A 21,347-nucleotide genomic window follows, 5' to 3' on the forward strand; every position below is an offset into this window, starting at 1 on the left:
TGCTCCGCGTGGGCATGCCGTTCTGGACGCTCTGCGTCCTGTCTATAGCGCCCTCACCCGTTCCAGCAGTACCTGTAGTGGATGCTGCACCACTTTGCCATCCTGGCGCTTGACCTGGCTGCGGCATGAGTAGCCATCGGCGACCAGTCGACCTTCACCGCCATGCCGCGCCACAAGTGGCTGCCAGGACTGACGATAGATGATGTCGCTGGTTTTCGCGTTTCGGGTTTCATGCCCATAGGTGCCGGACATGCCGCAGCAGCCGCTGGCCAGCACTTCCAGCTTGAGCCCGGCGCGGGCGAAGGCTTTCTGCCAGAGGCCGACACTGGCAGGCTCGTTGGTCTTTTCAGTGCAATGCGGCAGGAAGTAGTACGTCTCTTCCGATGCCCCATCACGACCTTCCTCGACCGTGGACGCCAGCCATTCCTGCGGCAGCATGACCTCGGGTACATTCTCGCTGCCCAACGTCTTGCTGTACTCCTGGCGGTAAACCAGGGTCATGGCCGGGTCCAGACCGATCAGCGGGATGCCGTACCCGGCCAGCTTGCCCAGCGACTGGCTGTTGAAACCGGCAGCCTTCTCGAACGCCTGCAGAAAACCCTGCACCTGCAGCGGCTTGCCATTGGGCGCAAACGGTGCGAGGTAGACCTGATAACCGAGACGCGAAATCAGCTCCAGCCAGTCTGCCGCCAACGGGGTTTCGAAGTATCGGGTGAATGCATCCTGAACCAGCACCACCGTGCGCTTGCGCTCCTCCTCGCTCAACGCGGCCAGGCGCTGCGGCGTAGCGATGCCGACATTCCAGCGAGCGCAGGCCGCGCGGAAGTCGGTCAGGCTCAATAACGGGCTGTCGACCATGCCTGCCACATGCTCAAGCAGGTAACGCACCGGCCTTGCGCCCATGATCGCGTTATACAGCTTCGGAAAGCGCGCCAGGTGCGGAATGCTGAACTCCAGCGAGCCAATCAGGTAATCCTTGATCGGGCGCAGGTAGCGACTGTGGTACAGCTCGAGAAAGCGCGAACGGAACTCGGGCACGTTGACCTTCACCGGGCACTGTCCCGCGCACGACTTGCAGGCCAGGCAACCGGCCATGGCGTCGTAGACCTCATGGGAGAAATCCTTCTGCCCCGCCACCCTGGCGACGCTGTTGACGGTTCGCTCGGCAAGGCTTTTCAGCACACTGGCACTGCGCGCCCTGGCGCTGGCGGTGAGGACATTGACGTCCTGCTCGCCTTGCAGACGCAGCCATTCCCTGACCAGCGAAGCGCGACCCTTGGGTGAGTGAATACGATCACGGGTGGCTTTCCACGACGGGCACATGGCATCGTCGGTGTCATAGTTGTAACAGGCGCCGTTGCCATTGCAGTGCAGCGCGCTGTCGTAGCTTTGCCAGACGCGTTCATCGATCGTGCGATCCAGGTCACCACGCAGTGTCACTTCATCCACCAGCGTCAAGCGCGATTCCGGCACTGTCGCAGGCGTGGCGATCTTGCCGGGGTTGAGCTGGTTGAACGGGTCGCAGGCGGCTTTGAGGGCCTGCAATGCGGGATACAACTCGCCGAAATATTCAGGCACGTATTGCGAACGCAAGCCCTTGCCATGCTCGCCCCAGAGCAGCCCGCCATAGCGTTTTGTCAGCGCGGCGACGGCGTCGGAGATTGGCCGAATCAACGCCGCCTGCGCGGGGTCCTTCATGTCCAGAATCGGTCGCACGTGGAGCACGCCGGCATCCACATGGCCAAACATGCCGTATTGCAGCCCGTAGCTGTCCAGCAGCGCACGGAACTCCTGAATGTAGTCGGCGAGATTTTCCGGAGGCACGGCAGTGTCTTCGACGAACGGCTGCGGCCTCGCTTCACCCTTGACGTTGCCGAGCAGCCCCACCGAGCGCTTGCGCATGGTATACACGCGGTTCACTGCCGCGCTGCCAGCCGCCAGCGTGTGGCCGAGGCGCAGCACCGACCTGTCGGTCTGCAAGTGCGCAACGAACGCATGAACGCGCTGTTCCACCTCACTCAACTCATCGCCGCTGAACTCGATCAGGTTGATGCCCAACGTCGGCGTTGCAGGGTCCTGGGGGAAATACTCGGCCACGCCATGCCAGACGATATCCTGCATGGCCAGCATCAGCACCTTGGAGTCCACGGTCTCGATGGACAGCGGCTTGTGCGCCATCAAGGCCTTGGCGTCCCGCAGGGCGTCCATGAAACCGGCATAGCGAACGTTGACCAGAATCGAATGTTTGGGGATCGGCAGGACGTTGAGTCGGGCCTCGACGATAAACCCCAGAGAACCTTCAGAACCGCAGAGTACGCTGTTGAGGTTGAAACGCCCGTCTTCCTCGCGCAGGTGCGCCAGATCGTAGCCCGTCAGACAGCGGTTCAGCGGTGGAAATACATCCTTGATCAATTGGGCCTGCGTATCGGCAATCTCCTGCGCGCAGCGATAGACGTCGCCGGCGCGGTCGACGCGTGCCTGTTCGCTGGCCAGCTGCCCGGCACTCAATGCATGGCTGTTGACGTACGAACCGCCCAGCAACACCGTAGACAGCTCAAGGACGTGATCACGGGTCTTGCCGTAGGTGCAACTGCCCTGCCCGCTGGCATCGGTGTTGATCATGCCGCCAATCGTGGCGCGGTTGGAAGTCGACAGTTCCGGCGCGAAAAACAGCCCGTGCGGCTTGAGCGCGGCATTGAGCTGGTCCTTGACCACACCGGTCTGCACGCGCACCCAACGTTCCTCGACGTTGATCTCAAGAATAGCGTTCATGTGCCGCGACAGGTCGACCACCACGCCGTCGGTCAGCGACTGCCCGTTGGTCCCGGTGCCGCCGCCACGCGGGGTCAACACCACCTGTTTGTGCTCGGGCCGCGCCGCCAGCCGGGCGACGATTGCGACGTCATGGCTGTCCATCGGGAACACGGCAGCCTGCGGCAGGCGCTGGTAGATGGAGTTGTCAGTGGCCAGCACTGTGCGCGAACCGTGGTCACGGGCTATTTCGCCACGAAAGCCGCCCTCCGCCAGGGCATTGAGGAAACGGTCATAGTGACCGACCTGCTCGGAAGTCGGTTTCAACAGCGCAATCATGGGTGGTGTTCCTCGCTAGGCGTTTTATATGCAAAGCACGTATGCTTCGAAACGCTCGAATGCATGGCGTTATCAACGGTTAGCGTGATTCTCCGGCCTGTCATGCTTCAGTGCAAACGTAAAACCTGCCGTTTTTCCATGAGCTTTATGAATGAACACCCGAAGACTGACGCCCTCCATGTCGCTGCTGCTTGCCTTCGAGGCGGCCGCCCGGCATGGCAGCTTCACCAAGGCCGCAGATGAACTGGCCCTGACCCAGAGCGCCGTCAGCCGGCAGGTGCAGGCGCTGGAGGCACAACTGGAAGTCGAGTTGTTCAAGCGCGATGGCAGACGCATCGAGCTGACCACCGCAGGCGCGCTGTATCAGCATGAGCTGGCTGCCGCACTGGGCCGCATCCGCAGTGCAACTCTGCAAACCATCGCGCACAAGGCCGAAGGCGGCACGCTGCATCTGGCCGTGCTACCCACCTTCGGCTCGAAGTGGCTGCTGCCACGCATGAATGACTTTTACACCCGGCATCCGGGCTATGTGGTGCACATCCATTCACGCATCGTGCATGCCGACCTGACGCCCGCGGCCAGCGAAATGAACGCGATCATCTGTGCCGGCAACGGCAACTGGCCCGGTTACATCGCTCATCCGCTGGTCAGTGAAAAACTGGTGGTCATTGCCAGCCCGGCAGCCCTTGCCGGCTACCAGTCGATGACCCCGGCGCAGGTGGCCCAGCATGCGTTGCTGAGCGTGGTGTCGCGGCCCAATGCCTGGTCGGACTGGTTCGACAGTAATCGGCTGGACCACCACATCATGCGCCCCGGCCCGAGTTTCGAACTGACCTCGCACCTGATCCAGGCCGTCGCGGCCGGCATTGGTGTCGCACTGGTGCCGCGCATTCTGGTGCAGGACGAAATCCACAGCGGCGAACTGGTCACCCTGTTCGAGCCTCTGGACAGCGGACGCAATTACTATCTGGCCTACGCCACGCGCTTTCAGAACCTGCCCTCGCTGTGTGTGTTCAGGGACTGGCTGCTGGCGACGCCGTTTCCCGACCCTTTGTAAAACCTGCCCGCAACAGGAGCCACTGTGCGTATCGAGCCCCTTCCGCCGCTGCAGAACCTGATCGCTTTCGAAGCTGCCGTCCGGCATGGCAGCTTCACGCGTGCCGCCACCGAACTGAACCTGACTCAGAGCGCGATCAGCCGTCAGGTCGCGCAACTGGAGGAATTTCTCGGCCGCGCGCTGTTTCGTCGTGAGCACAAGCGCATTCATCTGACGGTCGCCGGGCAGATTTACGCCGAACAGATCCAGCGCGTACTGACCCTGTGCGCCGAGGCCACCGCTCAGGTGATCACTCACAGCGGCGATCAGCAACTGACTCTGGCATGCTCCAGCGGCGTGGCAGCCTTGTGGCTGGGGCCTTTGCTGGGACGTTATCGCGACGCCTTCCCGGCCGTTGATATCCGCCTGCGCGTGGTCGACGGACTGGATTCGCTGATTCGCGCCGAATTTGATCTGGCGCTGTATTTTCTGCGCGAAGTCTCACCGGCGGGTCTCGACGGCCGTCTGCTGTTCGCCGAATCGGTCAACGCCTACTGCTCGCCTGACTACCTGGGCGGGCGCCTGCTGGAGCCCGCGCAACTGCTGGATCATTGCCTGCTGATGCTCGAAGACGGCCAGCGTCAATGGTTGTCATGGGGTGACTGGTTCGGCCGCCAAGGTGTCGATGCCTCGCTGATCCGCAAGCGCATGACCGTGAACCTGTATCCGGTGCTGGTCGATCTGGCGGTCGCCGGGCATGGCATCGTGCTCGGCTGGCAGCCGATGATCGACCGCCACGTGCAGTCCGGCGCGCTGGTGCCCGCCTGCCGCAAAAGCGTCGGCGCGGTAGGCGGCTATTATCTGCTGACACCCAGCGGCAAGACGCCTCGGCGTGCCGCACGCGCCTTCGAGAAATGGCTGGCAGACGAACTCGCCACAGTGGCTCCACCGCTGTGAAACCTGCATGCGTTTGGCGCATGCAAATCTGCGTAATAAGCGTTTTCTTAAAATCGGCCCAGCGCCTACTCTCGACTGAAACGGGCAAAAAGACCTGACTCAGCCGCACTCGTACCGACCCTGCCCCTCAATCAATGCAGCCGATGCAGGGGGCTTCCCTGCGTGTATCGCATGCAGGAGCTTATCCAGTGAGCACACCACAATCCCCTGCTTCACGCACCCATGAACAAAAGGCACGCCGCGCGGTGGTCGCCACGGTCATCGGCAATGGCCTTGAATGGTTCGACTTCACGGTCTACAGCTTCTTCTCGGTGATCATCGCCAAGGTGTTCTTCCCCACCGGCAGCGAACTGACTTCTTACCTGCTGGCGCTGGCGACCTTCGGGGTGGGTTTCTTCATGCGTCCGGTGGGCGGCATTGTGCTGGGCATCTACAGCGACAAGCGCGGGCGCAAGGCGGCATTGTCGCTGACCATCCTGCTGATGGCACTGGGTACGCTGATCATCGGGCTGACCCCCAGCTTTGCGCAGATCGGCTATCTGGCACCGCTGCTGATTGTCCTGGCACGCCTGCTGCAAGGCTTCTCTGCCGGTGGCGAGATGGGCAGCGCCACGGCGTTTCTCACCGAGCATGCGCCTGAGGGCAAAAAAGCCTTCTATTCCAGCTGGATTCAGGCCAGCATCGGCGTCGCGGTGCTACTGGGTTCCGCGCTGGGCGCGGTGCTGTCCAGTTACCTGACCCAGGCACAGCTCGAAAGCTGGGGCTGGAGGGTGCCGTTTCTGATCGGCACGCTGATCGGGCCGGTCGGCTTCTATATTCGCAGCCGGGTTGACGAGACACCTGCCTACAAGGCTGCCAAACCGGTCGAATCGCCGCTGCGCGAAGTGATCAAGACCTACCCGCGACAGACCCTGATCAGCTTTTCGCTGGTCGTGCTGTGGACCGTCTGCACCTATGCCATCCTGTTTTACATCCCCTCCTACGCCCAGCGCGTGCTCGGCCTGCCGTCATGGATGGGCTTCAGCGCCGGCATGATGGGCGGCGCGGTACTGATCGTCGCCACGCCGATTGTCGGCGCCCTGGCCGATCGCAGCGGGCATCGCCCCTGGCTGCTGGGCTCGGCCATTGCCATCTTCCTCAGCGCCTACCCGATGTTTCTGTTCATCAACCAGATGCCGGGGCTGTTTTCACTGTTGATCTTCGAGCTGGTGCTCGGCCTGCTGATTTCCGCTTACATCGGCTCGATCCTCGCAGCCTTCGGTGAATTGCTGCCAACCCACGTGCTGTCCACCGGGCTTTCGGTGGCCTACAACTTCGCCGTCACGATCTTCGGCGGGTTTGCCACCTTCACCATCACCTGGCTGATTGCCTCGACCGGCAGCAACCTGGCGCCGGCCTTCTACATCATGTTCGCCGCCGTCGTCAGCGGTATTGGCGCACTGCTTTATCGCGACCGTGCGCCCGCGGCCCACCAACCCTTGTCTGGAGCTTACCAATGAGTACCACTGAAGCCACACACCTGATCCTGCGCAACGGCCGCCTGCTGGACGTGCAACAAGGACAACTGATTTCGGGCCAGGAGGTCGTGATCGAGGGTGAGCGCATTGTCGCGGTGCGTGCCGAAGGTGAACCGGCCCCGGCGGGCGCTCAGGTCATCGATCTGGGTGGCAGAACACTGATGCCCGGCCTGATCGACTGCCACGTGCATGTTCTGGCTTCCAACGCCAACCTGGGCATGAACGCCCTGCAACCCAACGCAATCATCATGTACCGCGCCTTGCCGATTCTGGCGGCGATGCTCGACCGTGGTTTTACCACCGTGCGCGATGCCGGGGGCGCTGACTGGGCGTTGGCCCGCTCGATTCAGATGGGGCTGATTCCCGGCCCGCGCATCTTCGCATCGGGCAAGGCACTGTCACAGACCGGCGGCCATGGCGACATGCGCGCACGCGGCGAACTGCTGCTCAACGAGCCCTGCTCCTGCTGCTTCCGCGCCGGGGCCATCGCCCGCGTGGTGGATGGCGTCGACAACGTGCGCCTGGCGGTGCGCGAAGAGCTGCAGCAAGGCGCCAACCAGATCAAGATCATGGCCTCGGGCGGTGTGTCCTCGCCAACCGACCCGATTGCCAACACCCAATACAGCGAAGCTGAAATCCGCGCCATCGTCGATGAGGCCGCCGCTGCCAACACCTACGTCATGGCCCACGCCTACACCGCTCGGGCGATTCGCCGTGCCATCGAATGCGGTGTCAGAACCATCGAACATGGCAATCTGGTCGATGCCGACACCGCGCGGCTCATGGCTGAAAAAGGCGCATTTGCGGTGCCCACCCAGGTCACTTACGAAATGCTCGCCGAATATGGCGAACGCTTCGGGCTGCCGGCAGACTCGGTCGCCAAGATCGAGGATGTGCGCCAAGCCGGGCGCAATGCCCTGTTACTGTTCGCCGAAGCGGGCGTTCCGATGGGCTATGGCTCGGATTTGCTGGGGGAAATGCATGAGTACCAGACTCATGAATTGAAGATTCGCGCAGAACTGCTGGGTAATCTGGCAGCGCTGCGCAGTGCGACAAGTGTGGCGGCGCAGATCCTTCAGCGTGAAGGCGAACTGGGCTGCATCGCCGCCGGTGCGATAGCCGATCTGCTGGTGGTGGATGGCGACCCGCTGAGCGATATCAGTTGCCTGGTCGGTCAGGGCGAGCACCTGGCGATGATTGTTCAGGGCGGTCATGTGCGCAAGAACACCCTGGTCTGACGCCTGGTCAGTGCGGGTTGTCAGTGTGCATTGTGGTCCCAGATCCAGTTCCACGCACCGGGCAAGCTGACAGGCTCGCCCGCCTCCTTGACCGTCCTGGCCAATGCTGCGCGCTGCAACTGCGCACTGTCGTCGTAGAACGGCTTGTCGGCGAGCCGCACGCCGGTCTGCCCGGCACTGTCGACCAGAATCTGCAGGTACTCCCGCGCATGCCGCGCGGTGTAGCGGTTCAGGTCGTGGAAAGTCACCACCACCGGAATCACCCCATCCACCGCGGGCAGCTCGTCGGCGGCAATGCGCTCGCGCACCTGTGAGAGCTGGCTGACCATGTTGGAGCGGCGGCGCAGGCTGAAGTTATAGCCCCAGATCTTGCCGTCATTGGCACTCAGGTCAGTGAGCAGTACCTGCAGGTGGTGGCGCTGATAGGCGCTGAAGGTGCGTTTGTCGTAATTCCAGAACGGCGGACGCAGCAAGGTGGTCGGCACGCCGGTGATCGAGGCAATGATCGCGCAGCCCTGGGTCAGGGATTGCTCAAGCTCCTCATCGCTCAGCGAACGTTGGTTGGTGTGGTGCGGCGTGGCGGTGTGAAAGCCCAGCAGGTGCCCTTCTTCATGTTGACGATGCATGATCGCCCGGCCCTGATCACTGTTACCCGCACCGGTTGCGCCGGTCTGCACGAAGAACACCGCCTTGATGCCCGGCTGCAACGGATTGTCGGCCAGGCTGTCGAGCACGGTGATGCTGGGATTGTAGAACGTCGAGGCACTCGGGCCATCGTCGAAGGTCAGCAGAAAGCGCACCGGAGGCTGTTGCTGCAGCTGCGCGGCGGTTTTCGCGGTCAGGGGGATCGGCGCGCTGATGCAGGCCGACAGGCTCGCAGCGATGGCCAGTACGCAAAAAGCCTTGAGCACGAACTTAATCACGGTAGGGAATCCTGTGGCCGGTCTGCTGAAGCGCACGCATGATCATCCACAGGCGCGGCAAACACAATCACTGCCGCCCGAAGTTTATCTGCACCGAAACAACTCATGCGATTGAAGTCGGCATGGCTTACCGGCATATGCTGGCAGTCGATGGCTTGCCGATGCAGGCTGTGATCGATATCGGGATCGTGCAGGTAGACGAAATCGCTGTCGCAATCGGTGACCATAACCCAGTGCGGTGCCTTGGAACGGGTCAGGCGGTAACTGCTGATCAGCACCAGCGGCTTGCCGCCATCGGCCAGCAGACCTGGCAGGTTCAGCGAGCGATTGGGCAGTGTCTGCACACCGGCGGTTTGCAGCGCCTCACAGAACTGCTCGTGAACCAGGCGAATCACCTGTTTCTTGTTGTCACTGCGCACACCGCCCAGAAACAGCGGGCCTGAGACCGACACCAGCAGCTTCACCGCGAAGCCCCGTTGAAGAGCCGCCAGCGCAAGCCCCTGAGGACTGCAACCGCCGTGGCCGGAGGTCATGAACACCGTGGTCGCCTCGCGCCAGATCTGCAATTCTTCGCCACGGCCCATCGAGCGCGCAGGTTGCAGGGCCTTCATGGCCATCAGCAGACAGGCCGGGCCACAGGTGAACTCCAGGGTCTGCTGGTAGTAAGGCACTGAGCGACTGTCCAGCCGGGCGTGTTCAACGATGCGTTTCTCGTAGCGCAAGGCCGGGGCATGGTCCTGGTAATAGTCGTCGACCTGAGCGAAACGCCGATAACCGCTGCGCTCGTAAAGCGCGATGGCCGCGCCGTTATCGGGGCGCACCTCAAGGCGCAGGTAAGCACAGTCGCGGCCCACGGCCTGCTGTTCGGCACGTTGCAACAACTGTCTACCCAGCCCCTTGCCCCGCGCTGCATCGGCAATCGCCAGCGAATACAAGCGCCCCAGTGAAGTGCCGCGATGAAACAGCACCAGCGCATAGCCGGTGAGCTGTCCGGCCTGCTCGGCGACGATCAGGCTGGCATTGGCGCGGCGGATCATCCAGTGAAAGCTGCGCGCAGTCAGACGGTCGCCGTCAAAACACCGGTTCTCCAGAAGCAGCAAATCATCGACATCGGTTTCAACTGCATCTCGAAATATAAAGTCCATCTGCACCGCCGTAAAAGTTGTGTAACGAAACGGGACATTTCAAAAAGCACATGCTTAATAGAAAGGACTTGTTTCCCATCGGATCGATTACACATGTCAGCGGCACAGGTGAAGATGAACGAAGTATCTGCGCAACTTGCGCTTTCAGCAACAACCCGACGAGCAGACCCCACAACACTCTTTGCAGCGCAGAGGCAACTGGTGATTATTGTCGAACGGCTCGAAGACTGGGCATCGTACTTTCCCAGCGAAGATTTGATCAGCGCCCAGGACTACCTGGAAAAACCGCTGAAAGCCACGGCAGGTAGGCGTGTGCAAGTCATCAACCTGTGCCGCAGCTATAAATATCTGGGCCACGGTTATTACTGTTCCCTGCTGGCCGAAGCGCGCCAGCACAATGTTATTCCCTCGGTTAAGACCATCAGCGAGTTGACCCGCAAGTCACTCTACGGCCCGGCCCTTGATGACCTGGACAAGTTGCTGGAGACCGCACTTGAGGATCATCCCTATGACGACACCGAAGGGTTTACCCTGCCACTGTACTTCGGCCAGACCACACTTGAGCCGTTGAAGGATCTTGCCCGTCAGTTGTTTGAAGTCTTCCCCTGCCCGATCCTGATGGTGGAGTTTCGCAAGCGTGACAACTGGCATATTGCGGGTATCAAGGCCGGCGCTCTGCCGCGTCTGCGCGAGGATCAGCAGGATGAGTTCGCCACGGCGCTGGAGGGCTTCAGCCGCAATGTCTGGCGCCAGCCCAGTTCGCGGCGCATGGCCCGCTACGACTTGGCGATTCTGCATGATCCGCAGGAACAGCTGCCGCCGTCCAACCCTGAGGCGCTGGCCAATTTCATCCGCGTCGGTCAGCGCCTGGGCATTGATGTCGAGCTGATTGAAAAGAAAGACTACGCCCGGCTGGCCGAGTACGACGCGCTGCTGATTCGCGAAACCACCAGCGTCGACAACCACACCTATCGCTTTGCCAAGAAGGCCGAAAGCGAGGGGCTGGTGGTCATGGATGACTCCACCTCGATCCTGCGTTGCACCAACAAGGTGTATCTGACCGACCTGCTCAAAAGCCATGATCTGGGCATGCCGCGAACGGAAATTCTCTACAAGGACCGCCCGGAAGAACTGCAGCACGTGGCCACACGCCTGGGCTTCCCGCTGGTATTGAAGATCCCCGATGGCTGCTTTTCCAGAGGTGTGATCAAGGTGAGCACGCCCGAGGAAATGCACACGGCAACGACCCAGTTGTTCGAGCACTCGGTATTGCTGCTGGCTCAGGAGTTTTTCTACACCGAGTACGACTGGCGCATCGGCATTCTCAATCGCAAACCGATATTCGCCTGCCAGTACTTCATGTCCAAAGGGCATTGGCAGATCTACAACCACAAGGCGATCGGTGCCGAGGTGATTGGCGAATGCCGCACGCTGGCGGTACACGAAGCGCCGCGCGCCGTGGTCGAACTGGCGCTCAAGACCGCCAACCTGATTGGTGACGGCTTGTATGGCGTGGACTTGAAACAGTCAGGCGATCAAGTGGTGGTGATCGAGGTCAACGATAATCCGAACCTGGATGCCGGCATCGAAGACGCTTATCTGCAGGATGATCTGTACAGCCTGGTGCTGGAAGAGTTCGTCCGCCGTCTGGAGCTCAAGCGCCTCGGTCAGGCATGGTGAAACGATGATTCAGGGCCTGAAACTCGACAACAACCAGTTGCTGGCATGTGATCCGCAAAAGGCCCAAGTGCTGTGGTTCAGCAAACCTGATGCCGGGGAACGCAGATTATTGCTGGAGCGATTCCACCTTGATGAGCACGCTGTTGCCTCGGCACTCGACCCGGACGAAATTTCGCGCATCGAGTTTCACCCTGATGCGTTGTTCGTCATCTGGAAACGTCCCGAGAACTATTCGGGCAAGGACAGCTTCTCGTTCGACGTTTCGTCCTTTGGCGTGCTGCTGAGCCGGGACCAGCTGGTGCTGATCTGTGATGACGAGCAACCCTTGAGCGCGCTGGGGGCTCACCGCCCGTTGAACCAGCTGCTGGATATCCTTCTGGAGCTGCTGTTCAACAACATTCATCACTATCTGGGTCACTTGAAAGTCATCAAGATGGTCGCCCGGGAATTGCAGCAGAAATTCAACTCTTCACTGGAAAACCGCCATCTGCTGCAGATGTTCAACCTCAGCGAAAGTCTGGTGTATTACATCAACGCCATCCACAGCAACGGTGCGGTCCTGACGCGTCTGCGCAATCATGCGCAAGGCAGGCAATACGCCGCCGACAGCCTGGCGCTGATCGACGACATGATCATCGAGAACGACCAGTGCTACAAACAGGCGGAGATCTATTCCACGGTGTTCGCCGGTCTGATGGATGCGCGCGGCAATCTGGTCAATAACAGCACCAACACCCTGCTGCGCAAACTGACCTTGATCAATGTGGTGTTTCTGCCGTTGAACCTGATTGCCGGGATCGGCGGCATGTCGGAATTCAGCATGATGACCGCCCCGCTGCACTGGTGGGTGGCTTACCCGGCACTGCTGCTGGCCATGCTCGGGATGGGGGCGGTGATGGTCTGGGGGCTGCGCAGAATGGCGCGCGCGGCCTGAGCGGTTATTGCTCCCACTCGGCCTTGGCGATCTGCAGACCATGCAGGCCGTTATAGGCCGCGCGCTCGGGGGACTGCCAGCCGTCCAGCAGCGACGCGTCGAGGTCATAGATCTCGACGCCCAGCGGCCGGCAGACGCTCAACGGGTCCTGCGCATCAGGCCCCCACATCGGCAGTGACAGGTCGCCACCCGGACAGGTCGACAAGGCACACAGCAGGTCGATTTCCGCGAAAAACTCCAGATAGTCGCCCTTCTGCGCCGGGCAGGATTTCATGAAATACAGGTCGTCATGGTTCAGGCCGGTGCACTGGAAGATGTTCAGCACATCGTGCACATCGAACTCGGTCAACCCGTGCGGCAGCACTGCGCGGGTCAGGTTGGAATGGCAGTGATGGTGAAAGTCTTCGCCGGTCAGCATCTTGTTGACGTAGGGATCGCAGCGAGTGCCGAGCAGGTCATGCAGGCGGCCGCCGTGCTCGTCGGTTCCGTAACTGGCCAGACTGTCATCGGTGATGGTTACCATTGGCCGCAAAAACGGCAGGTTCGACCACAGCCGATCGTGGGTGCTGACATGCGCACCCTGCAGCTGCCGCGTGCGCGCAGCCCACAGTCGCTCGCGGGGGTCGTTGGCGTTCCAGACATTGAAATCGCCGACTTGCGGGCCCACCGGTGTGGTGACCCGAAACACCTGACCGGCCTTGACCTTCCAGGCCCGCCCGGTACGAATCGGTACTTCGAACTGTTCGACGAGGGTGCGTTGCTGCGCATTCGTGCGGATGCGCTCATAAAAGGCAGTGTCCACTTGCAGCGCCGCGCCTTTGCTGACCTGGTAAGCGGCTGGATAGTCTTTGTACATACAGGGCTTCTCGGTGGCAGGATGTGCCGATCGATACTGCAAATTACAGGCCCGATTACTGGAAGTCCCGGCTGCGCACATCCAGTCCGGTGAGCAGCGGCGTCAGGTCGTACAGGCGCTGGGCAATCAGGTGCCGCACCCCGCTTTTCGATTCCAGTCGCCCGAACACCTGCAGCAATTGCGAGCCCACCAGCACCTTGCGCTGACGCTCGGCCAGGTCGCGCCAGACCACCACGTTGACCATGCCGAACTCATCTTCAAGGGTGACGAAGGTCACGCCACTCGCAGTGCCCGGTCGTTGACGACCAATGACCAGCCCCGCCACGCTGAGGGTCCGGTCGTTTTCCAGGTGTAACAAGTCTTGTGAGCTGCGAAAGCGCTTGGCAGCCAGTTGCCGACGCAGCAAGGCCAGCGGGTGTGGGCCCAGGGTGGTGCCCAGCGTTGTGTAGTCGGCCACCAGGTCTTCGGCCACGGTCGGCAGCGGCAAGATCACCTGGGTTTCTTCGCTGGGCAGGTCGTCGAACAGCGGGCGCTGGGCCTCAACCCCGGCGACTTCCCAGCGCGCCCGGTGCCGATGGCCGATCAGGCCGCGCAAGGCACCGGAATCCGCCAGAGCTTCGGCGGCGCGCGAGTCCAGCTCGGCGCGCAACGTCAGGTCCGTGGCATCGACAAACGGACGTTTCGCGCGCGCGGCTTCGATGCGCAAGGCATCTTCCTCACGAAAGCTGCGGACCATGCGCAGCCCGAGACGAATCGCCAGATTGCGCGTGCTGTCAGGATGATCGAGCGGCTCCAGCGAACAATCCCAGTCGCTGTAACGCACATCCACCGGGCGAATTTCAATGTGATGGCGACGTGCATCCTGCAACAGCTGATCCGGGCTATAGAACCCCATCGGCCAGCTGTTGATCAGTGCGCAGGTGAACGCTGCCGGTTCATGGCACTTGAGCCAGCAACTGGCGTAGGTCAGCAAGGCGAAACTGGCGGCATGGGATTCGGGAAAACCATAACTGCCAAAGCCCTTGATCTGTTCGAAGATCCGGTCGGCAAAGTCCGCTTCATAGCCGTTTTTCAGCATGCCCGTGCGCAGCCGTTCGCGATGCGGCTCGAGGCCGCCGTGACGTTTCCACGCGGCCATCGCGCGACGCAACTCGTCCGCTTCGCCCGGCGTGTAGTCGGCGGCCAGAATGGCCACTTCCATGACCTGCTCCTGGAACAGCGGCACACCCAGGGTGCGCTTGAACACCGATTCAAGCTTGGGCGGATAGGTGACTGCCTCTTCGCCATTGCGCCGCCGCAGGTACGGGTGAACCATATCACCCTGGATCGGCCCTGGCCGGACAATGGCGACTTCGATGACCAGGTCGTAGAATTTTTCCGGTCTGAGGCGCGGCAGCATGGCCATCTGCGCCCGCGACTCGATCTGAAACACGCCGATGGTGTCGGCCCGGCTGATCATTTCGTAGGTTTTCCGGTCGTCGCCCGGAAGACTTGCCAGAGTCCATCGTTGGCCACGGTGCAAATGCACCAGATCGAACGTGCGGCGCAAGGCACTGAGCATGCCCAGTGCAAGAATGTCGACTTTCAGCAGGCCGACCAGGTCCAGGTCGTCCTTGTCCCACTGGATGATAGTGCGATCGGCCATTGCGGCGTTCTCGACTGGCACTAGCGTTTCAAGTGGGTGTTCGGAAATCACGAATCCCCCCGGATGTTGCGACAGGTGCCGGGGAAAACCGATCAGTTCGCCGGTCAGCGCCAGCACGCGCTTGAGGATCGGCGTGTCGGCATCGAAGCCGTATTCGCGCAAGCGTTCAGGCGACGGCAACGAATCGCTCCAGCGACTGAAGGCTTCGGCCAGGGCATTGATCTGGTCTGGCGGCAAGCCCAGCACCTTGGCCACGTCACGCATCGCGCCGGAACCGTGATAAGTGCTGGCTACGGCCGTCAGCGCTGCCCTGCCCCGGCCATAGCGCCGAAAGATGTATTGAATGACTTCTTCGCGGCGGTCATGCTCGAAATCCACGTCGATGTCCGGTGGCTCGTTGCGCTCTCTGGAGATGAAGCGCTCGAACAGCAGGTTGCTCTGTTCCGGGTTCAGTTCGGTGATCCCCAGCGCATAACACACTGCCGAGTTGGCCGCCGAGCCGCGTCCCTGACAAAGGATGTGCTGGCTGCGGGCAAACTCGACGATGTCATGCACGGTCAGAAAGTAGCTGTCGAACTTCTTTTCCGCGATCAGCGCCAGTTCCTTCTCGACCTGCGCACGGGTGGCCGGTGTCAGGCCACCCGGCCAGCGCCTGCGAACACCGCGTTCGGTCAGTTCACGTAGCCACGACGTAGAGGTCTGGCCCTTGGGGACCAGCTCATGCGGGTATTCGTATTTCAAATCGCCCAGGTCGAAGGTGCAGCGCCGGACAATACGCACCGACTCGGCGAGCAGCCAGTCCGGGTAATGCTCGCTGAGCGCATCCAGTGGCCGCAAATGGCGCTCGCCATTGGCAAACAGCAGATGACCTGCCTCGGCCACTGTGGTGTGGTGGCGGATGGCAGTCATGGTGTCCTGCAAGGCGCGCCGACCACGCGCGTGCATATGTACATCTCCACTGGCCACTGCCGGAATACCCAGCGATTGCGCCAGCGCCAGCAGGTCGGCCAGCCGCTGCTCGTCATCCGGGCCACGGTGCAGCCCGACACCCAGCCACAGGCGCTCGGCAAATCGCTCACGCAACCAGCGTCCGCCGGCCAGACAGGCTTGAGCATCCCCGTCGAGGTCCGGCAGCCAGAGGGCCAGCAACCCGGCCGGCGCAGGCTCGAAGTCTTCGCGCAACACGCGGTATTCACCTTTTTTGGCCCTGCGGCGCGCGACAGTGATCAATGTGCACAGCGCCTCATAGCCTGTCTGGTTTTCCACCAGCAAGACGACTTTCGGGCCGTGCTCGATGTGCATTTCGCTGCCGACGATTAACGGCAGACCGGTGCTTTTTGACGCCTGCCAGGCGCGTACGATACCGGCCAGGGTGCACTCGTCGGTGATTGCCAGCGCCTTGTAACCATGGCGCACCGCCCGTTCGAACAACTCGCGTGCGCTCGAGGCGCCCCGCTGAAAGCTGAAATTGGACAGGCAATGCAGCTCGGCGTATTCGCTGGTCATGCGAACCAGCCATGCAGCAGCAGTTCACCCTGCTCGCCAACCGCGCGATACGCCCAGGCGCGTTGGCCACTGGCAGTTTCGACCAGGTAATAGTCGCGGCGCACATCGCCGCCGTCCCACCACCCCGACTCGATTCGCTCAGGCCCGGCCACGATGCGGGTCGCCTGCACCGGCAGCGGCTGAGGTTCGCGCAGCAGCCAGCCTGGACGCGTGAAGCCTCTGGCTGGCAGGACCGGTTTACTGCTGCTGTGCGCTTGCCAGGCACATTCGGGACGATAATCGGCCTGGGCGCGCAAGCCATTGACCGACTCGTCGCCCAGACGCGCCCGCAGGCGCTCGCGCAGTTGCTCCCAGGGCAAGGTCTGCTGCACGCGCTCATCGAACAACTGACGGTGCGCCGGGACGAAATCCGGCAAGTCTCGCGCCAGCAGGCGCACGGCACGTACCGGCGACGCTACCAGCACCTGTTCCAGCCTGCCGCGGGCCAGTTCGAAGAGCATCGAAGCATCGCGCTCGGCACTCAGCAGTCCGACTGGTACCACAGTCTCCGGACCTTCAACATGCTCCAGATGCAGGGAAAATCGCTGCACACCGCTGTCGCGTCCGGCCAGGAACAAGGCCAGATCGGCGATCAGCCGCTTGAGCGGAAACAACAGGGCCTGATGGGACTCGACATCGAAATTCAGCTCGATGCGTACATCGAAAAAGTCCGGCGGCGTGTAGCACTCCAGCGCCACGGGGCGCTCGCCGAGCAAGGTGTCGAGGTGCTGCAGCACGCTGGCCGGAAACCGCCGGGCCAGCGTATCGCGGGGCAGCCCCAGCACCTGCCGCACGCTACGCAGCCCCATGCGTGTCAGGGCGGTAGCGGTTTCGCGGCTCAGGCCAATGCGTTCCAGTGGCATCTGCTCCAGACGGCGACGCAATTCATGCGGACAGTCGATGCTCAGCCCGTCATGCATGTTAGCCAGCATTCGCGCGGCTATCGGGTTGGGCGCGACCACGATGCGATGGCGGAAACCCTGAGTGGTCAGCTCTTCACGCAAACGTGCTTCGAAGACCGGCCAGGGGCCGAACAGCTTGAGGCTGGATTCGATTTCCATCAGCAGCACCCGCGGGTACTTGAGGCTGACATTGGAACTGAAACCGTAGGCCCAGGCCGCGAGCAGTTGCTGCAAACGCTCGATATCGGCCGGGTCATGCTCGATCGTGGTGAAGTTCGGCACCAGCGCCTGGGCTGCGGTCAGCGACTGCCCGGCTTTCAGCCCCAACGCACGCGCAGCCGGATTGACGCTCTGCAATACGCGACGTTGAGCGCTGCCGCTGATCAGCGCCAGCGGTTCATCGGGGTTGCCGTGACGACGCATGACGCCGTCCAGCGCCAGTTGCGGCAGCAAGACACAGGCCCAGAGCATAAGAACCTCAAGCGTCGGTCGGGAACGGAATGGGGAAAGGCGGCGCAAGTCCGCCCCGGCATTTGAGCACCCGCAACTGTGCGGGACGGGTATCGAGCGCTATGCGCAGGGCCGCAGGTGAAGGGTTGGCGGCGGCCTGCTGCGGGCGACAGGCAAAGGCCAGGGTCTGCCCGGTTTCGGCAGCCACCTGCAAGCGGCGCAGTGCACGGTCATCGACCATGCCGGGCCAGCACACGACCGCGCCACAGCTGCCGGAGCGCAGGCATTGCTCGGCGGCCCACAGGGCATCGCGGGGACTCGCCTCGATCACCACCAACTGGCGCAGATCGACGCCGGCGGACAGCCACGCCTGTGGGTAAGGAATATAAGGCGGTGCGACCAGCACAATGCGCTCGGCGATTGCGGAAAGCCGCGCCAGGCTTGGCCATAGCAGGCGCAGTTCGCCGCTGCCATTGGCCGGAATGAGGATTTCAGTCAGGGCCGCAGCAGGCCAGCCGCCGGTGGGCAAGGCAGCGTCCAGCAACGCGTGGCCACTGGGCTGCGGGCTGACCTGTGGCGCGCTCTGCTGACGCCCTTTCCAGACCCTGCGCTCATCCAGCAAGGCGTCCAGGCTGACCACCGCGCCCATCATTCGCGACGCACCAGCCCGCAGAACACGCCTTCGATGGCGAAGTCCTGATCGGGCGTGACGATGATCGGTTCATAGGCCGGGTTGCGCGGCAACAGGCGCACCTGATCGGCGCGGCGTTGCAGGCGTTTGATGGTCACCTCGCCGTCCAGACGGGCAACCACGATCTGTCCGTCACCGGCCTGCGAGTTACGGTGCACGCCCACCAGATCGCCATCGAGAATACCGTCCTCGATCATCGAGTCGCCCTGCACGCGCAGCAGGTAGTCCGGCACACGGGTAAAGGTGCTGCGGTCCAGGTGCAGCGTGCTGTGGATATCGAGATCAGGCCCGATCGGTGCGCCCGCCGCCACGCGCCCCAGTACCGGAATTTCCAGCAATTCGGGCCGTGGCTCAGTGTTCAGCAGGCGAATGCCCCGTGCCTGATGCGGGACGACTTCGATCAGCCCGGCTTCAGTGAGGGCGACAATGTGTTTGCGCGCCACGCTGCGTGAAGCAAAACCGAAAGCCTCGGAAATTTCCGCCAGGCTCGGTGATTGCCCCTGCAGCGCGATGCGATCGCGGATGAAGGTAAGGATAGCGCTGCGTCGAGGAGATAATGTGCTCATGGAGTACATTTGTACTCCATTCGGTGTTTTGTGACTAGCGCGGTTGGTCGGATTCAAGAGGCGCGGTGTTGCATGTCCAACGACAGGCGATGAACACCGCTATGGGCGACATTGTTTGGATTTCAACAACAGTGAAATAAGAAACACCCGGTTTATTGAGCCCGGCAAAGAGGCGAAACTCGACCGCTCTTTCAACGATCAGGAGCACTCATTGTGATCACGCGCCAATTGGGTAACCACGGTCCGCAGGTCTCTGCCCTCGGGCTGGGCTGCATGGGAATGTCGGACTTCTACACCACCGGCATCGACGAAAAGGAATCCATCGCCACCTTGCACCGCGCGCTGGAGCTGGGTGTCACTTTTTTCGATACGGCGGACATGTACGGCCCGTACACCAACGAAGCCTTGCTTGGCCGTGCACTCGAAGGCAAGCGTGAAGGTATCTACCTGGCCAGCAAGTTCGGCATCGTGCGTAGCGACGACCCGCATGCACGTGGCGTCAATGGCAGCCCGGCGTACATTCGCCAGTCCATCGACGCCAGTCTGAAGCGGCTGAACACCGATTACCTTGATCTCTATTATCAGCACCGCGTCGACCCCAACGTGCCCATCGAGGACACCATTGGCGCCATGGCCGAACTGGTCAAGGCTGGCAAGGTTCGCCACATAGGCATCTGTGAAGCCAGTGCAGCGACCATCGAAAAGGCCCACGCGGTGCATCCATTGGCGGCCGTGCAGAGCGAGTACTCACTCTGGACACGCGATCCGGAACAGGATGGCGTGCTTGCCACCTGCCGTCGTCTGGGCATTGCCTTCGTGGCTTACAGCCCGCTCGGTCGGGGGTTCCTGACCGGCGAATTGCGCACCCCGGACGATTTCGCGGCCGATGACTATCGTCGCTTCACCCCACGGTTTCAGGGCGAAAACTTCAATCGCAATCTGCAATTGGTCGAGAAGGTCAAGGCACTGGCTACGGCCAAGGGCATCAGCGCATCACAACTGGCGCTGGCCTGGGTGCTTGCCCAGGGCGAGGACATTATTCCGATCCCAGGCACCAAGCAGCGCAAGTACCTGGAAAGCAATGTGGCCGCAGCTTCATTGACGCTGAGTGCCGATGACCTTGTCCAGCTGGAAGCGATTTTCCCGGCCCAGGGGTCGGCATCCGGGGAGCGTTATAACGCGGCGTCAATGAAGTCCCTCAACGGCTGAAAACCGTTGAGGCTCGACATCAGGTCGCTTCAGGGCAGGTCTCGGTGCCGTTGTTGAGGCCCTGCTTCTGATTCTTGTAATCGAGCGTGGCTTTGCCATCGACCCATTTCAAGGTGACGACAATCACCGAGTCGAAATCGTCGTTTGTCCAGTCATCCAGCAGAGTGGTGCTCTTGCCGGACGCCTCTTCAGCAACCTTGTTGATCAGCTCCGGCAGGTAGCCATGCGACCAGGCGGTGTAGATGACTGCGTTGTGGTACTTGTCCTGCATCAGTTCATCGGCCAGGTCTGCGGTGTCGTTGGCACCGAAGTCGAGGTTGACGGGCAGACCCAGTTTGATTGCGCTGGGGCCTACCGTCATCAGCGGACGAACGTAGCTGTAGGACTGGTCGCCCTCACCCTCTTCCACATGCCGGCTCGGATTGGCAGCAAAAATGAAATCAGCCTTGCCGAATTCCCTGGGCAGGACTTCCGACAGTTCTATCGCCCGGTTGAGCCCCTGACAGTTCAGTTGCCCCAGCCCCATGGCCGGTTTTTCGGCATGCCGAAGGAACACCAGTGTCTGGGTACCATTCTTGGGCTCTGCATGGACGCCTTTGCCCAAGGTGAAAAAGGCCAAGGCAGAAGCCACCAGCAAGGAGGGGAAGAAGCACCACGCAAGACGGCGCTGAAGTCGGGTGATGGAAGGCATTTTCGGCATATTCATTATTTTCTGAGTCCGGTGCGCATTTGAAAGGGGACAGCCATCTGGCTGGTGCGAATACGCAGGCTTGTGCAGCTCGCCCTGGAAATTTCTGCGGATCAGTCAAAAAGGGTGACGCGCGAATCTTAGGCTCTGTACGAAAAGTGGCTGCGCTCGGTGATGCTTCGTTAAAAACAGGCTCGGAATGCTCATTTACAACACGTAGACTCCGCTTCCTCGCCTGTTTTTGCCTCGCCTGACCTTCGCTCGCCGACTTTTCG

The 21,347-nt window shown here is 61.6% G+C and carries 16 protein-coding genes; 7 read left to right on the forward strand and 9 right to left on the reverse strand.

The genetic code is table 11. The features are described from left to right. Positions 1 to 42 precede the first annotated feature (42 nt). The gene (gene ydiJ / locus P406_RS05690; protein WP_046235613.1) at positions 43 to 3,090 is read right to left on the reverse strand and encodes a D-2-hydroxyglutarate dehydrogenase YdiJ; all 3,048 of its coding nucleotides are present in this window, start codon (positions 3,088 to 3,090) and stop codon (positions 43 to 45) included. Positions 3,091 to 3,241: 151 nt separating this feature from the next. Here ydiJ and P406_RS05695 point away from each other — a divergent pair, with 151 nt between their 5' ends. The 4 genes from P406_RS05695 (at position 3,242) to P406_RS05710 (ending at position 7,838) form a co-directional block, all read left to right on the forward strand. Beyond that, on the forward strand, positions 3,242 to 4,147 hold the full coding sequence (locus tag P406_RS05695) for a LysR substrate-binding domain-containing protein (RefSeq protein WP_052739316.1): 906 nt from the start codon (positions 3,242 to 3,244) through the stop codon (positions 4,145 to 4,147). 24 nt (positions 4,148 to 4,171) lie between these two features. Further along, complete coding sequence (locus P406_RS05700; protein WP_046235615.1) at positions 4,172 to 5,083, forward strand: LysR substrate-binding domain-containing protein; 912 nt, start codon at positions 4,172 to 4,174, stop codon at positions 5,081 to 5,083. 188 nt (positions 5,084 to 5,271) lie between these two features. Then, positions 5,272 to 6,582: an MFS transporter gene (locus tag P406_RS05705; RefSeq protein ID WP_046235616.1), complete on the forward strand. Its 1,311-nt coding sequence runs from the start codon at positions 5,272 to 5,274 to the stop codon at positions 6,580 to 6,582. Next, complete coding sequence (locus P406_RS05710) at positions 6,579 to 7,838, forward strand: metal-dependent hydrolase family protein (RefSeq protein WP_016568113.1); 1,260 nt, start codon at positions 6,579 to 6,581, stop codon at positions 7,836 to 7,838. Before P406_RS05705 ends, P406_RS05710 begins: the two co-directional genes overlap by 4 nt. A 20-nt stretch (positions 7,839 to 7,858) precedes the next feature. Here the strand turns inward: P406_RS05710 and P406_RS05715 are convergent, their stop codons facing one another. Beyond that, positions 7,859 to 8,761 (reverse strand): polysaccharide deacetylase family protein, encoded by a 903-nt coding sequence (locus P406_RS05715; protein WP_046235617.1) that lies wholly within the window; start codon positions 8,759 to 8,761, stop codon positions 7,859 to 7,861. Then, positions 8,758 to 9,906: a GNAT family N-acetyltransferase/peptidase C39 family protein gene (locus P406_RS05720; protein ID WP_046235618.1), complete on the reverse strand. Its 1,149-nt coding sequence runs from the start codon at positions 9,904 to 9,906 to the stop codon at positions 8,758 to 8,760. Before P406_RS05720 ends, P406_RS05715 begins: the two co-directional genes overlap by 4 nt. Positions 9,907 to 9,999: 93 nt before the next feature. On the opposite strand from P406_RS05720, the gene P406_RS05725 reads away from it, so the two are divergent. Beyond that, positions 10,000 to 11,586: a RimK family ATP-grasp domain-containing protein gene (locus P406_RS05725; protein WP_046235619.1), complete on the forward strand. Its 1,587-nt coding sequence runs from the start codon at positions 10,000 to 10,002 to the stop codon at positions 11,584 to 11,586. 4 nt (positions 11,587 to 11,590) lie between these two features. Beyond that, on the forward strand, positions 11,591 to 12,520 hold the full coding sequence (locus tag P406_RS05730; RefSeq protein WP_046235620.1) for a magnesium transporter CorA family protein: 930 nt from the start codon (positions 11,591 to 11,593) through the stop codon (positions 12,518 to 12,520). Between the two features lie 4 nt (positions 12,521 to 12,524). Here P406_RS05730 and P406_RS05735 read toward each other — a convergent pair whose 3' ends face one another. The 5 genes from P406_RS05735 to lexA are packed head-to-tail and all read right to left on the reverse strand — an operon-like array spanning position 12,525 to position 19,184. Then, positions 12,525 to 13,376 (reverse strand): urea carboxylase-associated family protein, encoded by an 852-nt coding sequence (locus P406_RS05735; protein ID WP_046235621.1) that lies wholly within the window; start codon positions 13,374 to 13,376, stop codon positions 12,525 to 12,527. 55 nt (positions 13,377 to 13,431) lie between these two features. Continuing rightward, positions 13,432 to 16,527: an error-prone DNA polymerase gene (locus P406_RS05740; protein WP_046235622.1), complete on the reverse strand. Its 3,096-nt coding sequence runs from the start codon at positions 16,525 to 16,527 to the stop codon at positions 13,432 to 13,434. Next, a complete protein-coding gene (locus tag P406_RS05745) occupies positions 16,524 to 17,939 on the reverse strand; it encodes a Y-family DNA polymerase (protein ID WP_046235623.1) in 1,416 nt (471 codons plus the stop codon). Before P406_RS05745 ends, P406_RS05740 begins: the two co-directional genes overlap by 4 nt. A gap of 7 nt (positions 17,940 to 17,946) precedes the next feature. Next, the gene (gene imuA / locus P406_RS05750) at positions 17,947 to 18,567 is read right to left on the reverse strand and encodes a translesion DNA synthesis-associated protein ImuA (protein ID WP_024663571.1); all 621 of its coding nucleotides are present in this window, start codon (positions 18,565 to 18,567) and stop codon (positions 17,947 to 17,949) included. Further along, positions 18,567 to 19,184: a transcriptional repressor LexA gene (gene lexA, locus P406_RS05755; RefSeq protein WP_046235624.1), complete on the reverse strand. Its 618-nt coding sequence runs from the start codon at positions 19,182 to 19,184 to the stop codon at positions 18,567 to 18,569. The genes imuA and lexA overlap by 1 nt, the downstream gene beginning before the upstream one ends. A gap of 204 nt (positions 19,185 to 19,388) precedes the next feature. Here lexA and P406_RS05760 point away from each other — a divergent pair, with 204 nt between their 5' ends. Continuing rightward, positions 19,389 to 20,384 (forward strand): aldo/keto reductase, encoded by a 996-nt coding sequence (locus tag P406_RS05760; RefSeq protein WP_046235625.1) that lies wholly within the window; start codon positions 19,389 to 19,391, stop codon positions 20,382 to 20,384. A 19-nt stretch (positions 20,385 to 20,403) separates the two neighbouring features. Here the strand turns inward: P406_RS05760 and P406_RS05765 are convergent, their stop codons facing one another. After that, positions 20,404 to 21,090: a hypothetical protein gene (locus P406_RS05765; protein WP_046235626.1), complete on the reverse strand. Its 687-nt coding sequence runs from the start codon at positions 21,088 to 21,090 to the stop codon at positions 20,404 to 20,406. Between the last annotated feature and the right edge of the window lie 257 nt (positions 21,091 to 21,347).

This window comes from Pseudomonas syringae pv. coryli str. NCPPB 4273 (assembly GCF_000972175.1).
GTDB lineage: Bacteria > Pseudomonadota > Gammaproteobacteria > Pseudomonadales > Pseudomonadaceae > Aquipseudomonas > Aquipseudomonas syringae.

Coding starts and splice junctions, on each gene's coding strand:
- ydiJ (WP_046235613.1), bottom strand. CDS start 3,090: ATGATTGCGCTGTTGAAACCGACTTCCGAGCAGGTCGGTCACTATGAC.
- P406_RS05695 (WP_052739316.1), top strand. CDS start 3,242: ATGAACACCCGAAGACTGACGCCCTCCATGTCGCTGCTGCTTGCCTTC.
- P406_RS05710 (WP_016568113.1), top strand. CDS start 6,579: ATGAGTACCACTGAAGCCACACACCTGATCCTGCGCAACGGCCGCCTG.
- P406_RS05720 (WP_046235618.1), bottom strand. CDS start 9,906: ATGGACTTTATATTTCGAGATGCAGTTGAAACCGATGTCGATGATTTG.
- P406_RS05725 (WP_046235619.1), top strand. CDS start 10,000: ATGTCAGCGGCACAGGTGAAGATGAACGAAGTATCTGCGCAACTTGCG.
- P406_RS05730 (WP_046235620.1), top strand. CDS start 11,591: ATGATTCAGGGCCTGAAACTCGACAACAACCAGTTGCTGGCATGTGAT.
- P406_RS05735 (WP_046235621.1), bottom strand. CDS start 13,376: ATGTACAAAGACTATCCAGCCGCTTACCAGGTCAGCAAAGGCGCGGCG.
- P406_RS05740 (WP_046235622.1), bottom strand. CDS start 16,527: ATGACCAGCGAATACGCCGAGCTGCATTGCCTGTCCAATTTCAGCTTT.
- P406_RS05745 (WP_046235623.1), bottom strand. CDS start 17,939: ATGCTCTGGGCCTGTGTCTTGCTGCCGCAACTGGCGCTGGACGGCGTC.
- imuA (WP_024663571.1), bottom strand. CDS start 18,567: ATGGGCGCGGTGGTCAGCCTGGACGCCTTGCTGGATGAGCGCAGGGTC.
- lexA (WP_046235624.1), bottom strand. CDS start 19,184: ATGTACTCCATGAGCACATTATCTCCTCGACGCAGCGCTATCCTTACC.
- P406_RS05765 (WP_046235626.1), bottom strand. CDS start 21,090: ATGAATATGCCGAAAATGCCTTCCATCACCCGACTTCAGCGCCGTCTT.